This is a genomic window from Roseateles sp. P5_B10, from assembly GCF_056400485.1.
The window spans coordinates 1-5,359 of record NZ_JBFULE010000354.1 but is presented as its reverse complement, the minus strand read 5'-3'; the positions used below and the strand labels follow the sequence as shown (position 1 = coordinate 5,359).

Sequence of the window (5,359 nt, the reverse complement as noted above, 5' to 3'; positions counted from 1 at the left end):
GCATGGAGAAGATCGAGTGGGGCCCGAACTGGGAGGAGATCCTCGGCGGCGAGTTCAGCAAGCGCAGCAAGGACAAGAACTTCGACGACATCCAGAAGGACATCTACGGCCAGTTCGAGAACACCTTCATGATGTACCTGCCGCGGCTGTGCGAGCACTGCCTGAACCCGGCGTGCGTGGCGAGTTGCCCGTCGGGCTCGATCTACAAGCGCGAGGAAGACGGCATCGTGCTGATCGACCAGGACAAGTGCCGCGGCTGGCGCATGTGCGTGTCAGGTTGCCCCTACAAGAAGATCTACTACAACTGGAAGAGCGGCAAGGCCGAGAAGTGCATCTTCTGCTACCCGCGCATCGAAGCGGGCCAGCCCACCGTCTGCTCCGAAACCTGCGTTGGCCGCATCCGGTATCTCGGCGTGCTGCTGTACGACGCCGACCGCATTCTCGAGGCCGCCGCCACGCCCAACGACAAGGACCTCTACCAGGCCCAGCTCGACCTCTTCCTGGACCCCTTCGACCCCGCCGTCATCAAGCAGGCGCGGGCTGACGGCATCCCGGAGAACTGGCTGGAAGCGGCGCGCAACAGCCCGGTCTACAAGATGGCCGTGGACTGGAAGGTGGCGCTGCCGCTGCACCCCGAGTACCGCACGCTGCCCATGGTCTGGTACGTGCCGCCGCTGTCGCCCATCAGCGCGGCGGCCAACGCCGGCCAGCTGGGCGAGGTGGGCGAGCTGCCCGACGTGAAGCAGTTGCGCATCCCCGTGCAGTACCTCGCCAACCTGCTGACCGCGGGCGACACCGTGCCCGTCGTCGGCGCGCTGGAGCGCATGCTGGCCATGCGCGCCTACCAGCGCGGCGTGCACGTGGACGGCGTGAAGAACCTGGCCGTGCTCGATCAGGCCGGCCTCTCCGAAGCCCAGGTGCAGGACATGTACCGCGTGATGGCCATCGCCAACTACGAGGACCGCTTCGTCATCCCGACGTCGCACCGCGAGTACGCCGAGAACGCCTTCAACGTGCGCGGCGGCTGCGGCTTCAGCTTCGGCAACGGCTGCTCCGAGGGCGTGACGGAAACGAGCCTCTTCGGCTCGGAGAAGAAGCGAACCATCCCCATCAAGGCAACGATCTGAGGGCCGCCATGTTCACCAAACCCACCCACGCCCCCTACAGCCTGCGCGTGCTCGCCGCGCTGCTGCGCTACCCGGATGCGGCCTTGCGTGCCGCCGTGMCCGAGCTGCAGCAGGCCCTGCGCGCCGAGGCCGCGCTGCCGGCGGCTCGCATCGACGAGCTGTGCGCGCTGCTGCAGCATCTTCATCGCGACGACCCCTTCGCCGTGGAAGCCGATTTCGTCGACCTCTTCGACCGCGGCCGCGGCACGGCCCTGCACCTGTTCGAGCACATCCACGGCGACTCGCGCGAGCGTGGCCCGGCCATGGTCGACCTGCAGCAGACCTACGAGCGTGCGGGCCTGTACCTCGCGCCCGGCGAGCTGCCCGACCACCTGGCCGTGGTGCTGGAGTACGCCAGCACGCAGCCGGCCCGCGAGGCACACGACTTCCTCGCCGAGATCGCTCACATCACGCGGTCCATCTTCAGCGCGCTGAAGCGTCGCCAGAGCCCCTATGCCAGCGTGCTGGCCGCCGCGCTGGAGTTGGCGGGCGAGCGCGCCGAGCGCGTCGAGATTCCGCCCGAGCCCGAGCTCGACGAAGACTGGGCCGAGCCCGAGGCCTTCGGCGGCTGCTCGTCGGCCGGCCAGTCGCGGCCCGAGCAGCCGCAGCCCATCCACATCGTGCGCAAGCCCAGTGCGCATCAACCGGGAGCCCAGGCATGAACGCCGTCCACAACTTCCTGTTCGTGGTCTACCCCTACATCTGCCTGGCCGTCTTCCTGATGGGCAGCCTGGCCCGCTTCGATCGCGATCAGTACACCTGGAAGAGCGACAGCTCGCAGCTGCTGCGCAGCCGGGGCATGAAATGGGGCAGCAACCTCTTCCACGCCGGCATCCTGTTTCTGTTCGTTGGCCACACGGTAGGCATGCTGACGCCTCATGCCGTCTACGAGCACTTCATCAGCCCTGCAACTAAGCAGATGCTGGCCATCGTTGCCGGCGGCGTGGCCGGCACGTTCTGCTTCATTGGCCTGTCGATGCTGATCTGGCGCCGCATGACCGACCCGCGCATCCGCCTCACCAGCCACCGCACCGACCTGGCCATCCTGTGGATCCTGTGGGTGCAGCTGAGCCTGGGCCTCATCACGCTGCCGTTCTCGCTGGCGCACGCCGACGGCACGGTCATGCTGGTGCTGAGCGACTGGGCGCAGCGCATCGTCACCTTCAACCCCGACGCTAGCGGCCTCGTGGCGCTGGCCTGGCCCTACAAGGTCCACATGGTGCTGGGCATGACGATCTTCCTGCTGTTCCCGTTCAGCCGCCTCGTGCACGTGTGGAGCGGGCTGGCCTCGGTTTTCTACGTCTTCCGTCCGTATCAGGTTGTGCGCTCGCGTCGCCTGAATCTCCCGAAGTGAGGCAGGCCATGGCTTACGTCAACCACATCGAAATCGCCGCCGTCGAAGAGGCGCTGGACGAGGCCGCGCTGCGCCAGCGCGCCTGCACCGAGCTGCTGCGCCAGCGCGCCATCGAGCTGGGCCTGCTTGCTGCAGACGACCCCGCGCCGCGCGAGGGAGCGCTCAGCGAGGCGGCCAGCCAGGCCATCGAGGCGCTGATTGCCCAGGAGCTGGCCGGCCCCGAGCCGGACGAGACGGCCTGCCGGCGCCACTACGAGGCCAACGCGCGCCACTACGCCCAGGGCGAGCGCGTGCAGGTGCGCCACATCCTGTTCGCCGTCACGCCGGGCGTGGACGTGGGCCTGCTGCGCCAGCGCGCCGAAGGCCACCTGATCCAGCTGCGCGCCAGCGAGGCCGCCGCCTTCACCGAGGCCGCGAAGACGCTGTCCAACTGCCCCAGCGGCGCCGAGGGCGGCGCACTCGGCTGGTTGACAGCCGACGACTGCGCGCCCGAGTTCGCCAAGGAGCTGTTCGGCCGCAGCGAGATCGGCGTGCTGCCGCAATTGCTGCACAGCCGCTTCGGCCTGCACATCGCCGCCATTGACGCGCGCGAGCCCGGCCGGCTGCCGGCCTTCGAGCAGGTGCGCGAGGCGGTGGCCCAGCGCATGCGCCAGCTGCATCAGATCAGCGCGCTGCGCCAGTACCTGCAGACACTGGCCGCGGACGCGCGACTGGAAGGTGTCGAGCTTCAGCAAGCGAGTTCACCATTGGTGCAGTGATGCCCGACGAGCTGCTCGAACGCCTGCGCCGCTTCCAGACCGATGCCTTCCCGCAGCAGCGCTCGCTGTTCCGGCATCTCGTCGACGACGGCCAGCATCCGCTGACACTCTTCATCGGCTGCTCGGATTCGCGCCTCGTGCCCTATCTGCTGACCGGCGCCGGCCCGGGCGAGCTTTTTCTCGTTCGCAACGTCGGCGCCTTTGTGCCGCCGTACGACCAGAGCCAGGGCTTCCACGGCACGGCGGCGGCCATCGAGTACGCGGTGCTGAACCTGCAGGTGCACCGCATCATCGTCTGCGGACACAGCCATTGCGGCGCCATCCGGGCGCTGTACGGCGAGGTGGCGCCGGCCGCGCAGAACCTCGCCCGCTGGCTGGACCTGGGCCGCGAGGCCGCGTTGCCGGTGGCCGAGCCCGGCCCCGAGGTGATGCGCCGCACCGAGCAGCGCGCCATCGTGCTGCAGCTGGAGCGGCTGATGGACTACCCGATGGTGCGCGAGCGCGTCGAGGCGCGGTCGCTGACGCTGCACGGCTGGCACTACGTCATCGAGGACGGCGAGGTGCACGTGTTCGACGTGGCCGTTGGCGCCTTCGTGCCCGCCTCGCGCGCCGACAACGCCGGCACCGGGCCCTACCTGCTGAGCAGCGAGGAAGACGGGATGGACGCCAGCGGCGTCCCCATCGTTTAGCCGATAAACACGGTCTCGCCAGTCGGGTTGAACGACAGCAGCCCGCCGAACTCACCGGTCTCCACGCGCTTGGTCAACAGCTCCAGCATGCGCTGGATCTCGCTGGTGGTCGTGCGGCCGGCCAGGGCAGCGGTGAACATCAGTTGCCAGGCCGGCCCGGCGTGGCGCGCCTCGGCGGCCAGGGTCGCAAAGTCCTGCAGCTCGGCCGGGTCCTTGTCCACGCACATCAGCGGGCGCAGCACGCCGCCCTCGCCGGCAGCATGGGCGGCCCGCTGCTCGGGCGTCGCGTCGGGTTCGCACTCGGCCGTGGTGAAAACCATCAGCAGCCGTTGCGGCTCGGGCTGGGCACGGGCCATGGCCAGCAGGTCGTTGAAATGCTCGATGTTCATGGTCGACACCGTAACGCGCTGCCGCCGCGGCGTGCGCGGCGGGCGGACGAGGCGGCCATCGCCCAAAAGGAGTAGGTCGCCGGTGCCCTCGTCCTGCCACGGCCGGATGGGCCGGGCCGGGGCCGCTGCCCAGAATGCCGGCATGGACGCAAGGACCGCCCCTTTGCTTTGGATGCCCCGTGTGATCGCCTCGCTGGCACCGCTGGACGGCACGCTGCGCGACCGCCGCCAGCGTCCCTGGCGCGACCTGCGCATCTCGCTGACCGACCGCTGCAATTTCCGCTGCAGCTACTGCATGCCGCGCAGCCGCTTCGGCCCCGGCCACCGCTTCCTGCCGCAGTCGCAGCTGCTGAACTTCGAGGAGATCGCCCAAGTCGCCTGCCAGGCCCTGGCCCTGGGCGTGCGCACGCTGCGCCTGACCGGCGGCGAGCCGCTGCTGCGCCGCGACCTGACCGGTCTTGTCCGCCAGTTGGCCGAGCTGCGCACGCTGGATGGCACGCCGCCCGACCTGGCACTGACGACCAACGGCAGCCTGCTGGCCGGCCAGGCCGCTGCGCTGCGCGACGCCGGCCTGAACCGCCTCACAGTGAGCCTCGATGCGCTGGATGACACCGTCTTCCAGCGCATGAACGACGTCGGCTTCCCCGTGACCGAGGTGCTGCGCGGGCTGGAGGCGGCGCAGCGCGCGGGCTTCGAGCGCATCAAGGTCAACATGGTGATGCGCCGTAGCGTCAACGACGGCGAAGCGCTGCCGCTGGCCGAGCACTTCCGCGAGAACTTTGGCGCAGGGATGGTGCTGCGCTTCATCGAGTTCATGGACGCCGGTTGCCACAACGGCTGGAAGATGGACGAGGTGCTGCCCAGCGACGAACTGCGTGCGCGCATCGCCGCGCGCTGGCCGCTGCTGCCGCTGCCCGCCACCCGTGGCGGCGAGACGGCGCAGCGCTGGCGCTACGCCGACGGCGCGGGCGAGATCGGCTTCATCAGCAGCGTCAGCCATGCC

7 protein-coding genes are annotated in these 5,359 nt (G+C 69.3%); 6 read left to right on the top strand and 1 reads right to left on the bottom strand.

Annotated features, from left to right (window positions below; translation table 11 throughout):
• The 5 genes from narH to AC1DU6_RS19125 form a co-directional block, all read left to right on the top strand.
• Window positions 1-1,127, top strand: a 1,127-nt coding sequence (gene narH, locus AC1DU6_RS19145) for a nitrate reductase subunit beta (protein WP_477858925.1), incomplete at its 5' end; no start/stop codon positions are given.
• 8 nt (window positions 1,128-1,135) lie between these two features.
• Entirely contained in the window at window positions 1,136-1,828 is a 693-nt protein-coding gene (gene narJ, locus AC1DU6_RS19140; protein ID WP_477858923.1) for a nitrate reductase molybdenum cofactor assembly chaperone, read from the top strand.
• A complete protein-coding gene (narI, locus tag AC1DU6_RS19135; RefSeq protein WP_056197877.1) occupies window positions 1,825-2,520 on the top strand; it encodes a respiratory nitrate reductase subunit gamma in 696 nt (231 codons plus the stop codon). The genes narJ and narI overlap by 4 nt, the downstream gene beginning before the upstream one ends.
• Window positions 2,521-2,528: 8 nt before the next feature.
• Window positions 2,529-3,278: a peptidylprolyl isomerase gene (locus tag AC1DU6_RS19130; RefSeq protein WP_457321499.1), complete on the top strand. Its 750-nt coding sequence runs from the start codon at window positions 2,529-2,531 to the stop codon at window positions 3,276-3,278.
• Window positions 3,278-3,967: a carbonic anhydrase gene (locus tag AC1DU6_RS19125; protein ID WP_056197873.1), complete on the top strand. Its 690-nt coding sequence runs from the start codon at window positions 3,278-3,280 to the stop codon at window positions 3,965-3,967. The genes AC1DU6_RS19130 and AC1DU6_RS19125 overlap by 1 nt, the downstream gene beginning before the upstream one ends.
• Here the strand turns inward: AC1DU6_RS19125 and AC1DU6_RS19120 are convergent.
• Window positions 3,964-4,356, bottom strand: a complete 393-nt coding sequence (locus tag AC1DU6_RS19120; protein WP_056197871.1) for a hypothetical protein — start codon at window positions 4,354-4,356, stop codon at window positions 3,964-3,966. The genes AC1DU6_RS19125 and AC1DU6_RS19120 overlap by 4 nt on opposite strands.
• 172 nt (window positions 4,357-4,528) lie before the next feature.
• Here AC1DU6_RS19120 and AC1DU6_RS19115 point away from each other — a divergent pair.
• Window positions 4,529-5,359 (top strand): GTP 3',8-cyclase MoaA (locus tag AC1DU6_RS19115; protein ID WP_477858927.1); only part of this gene is annotated, 831 nt, incomplete at its 3' end.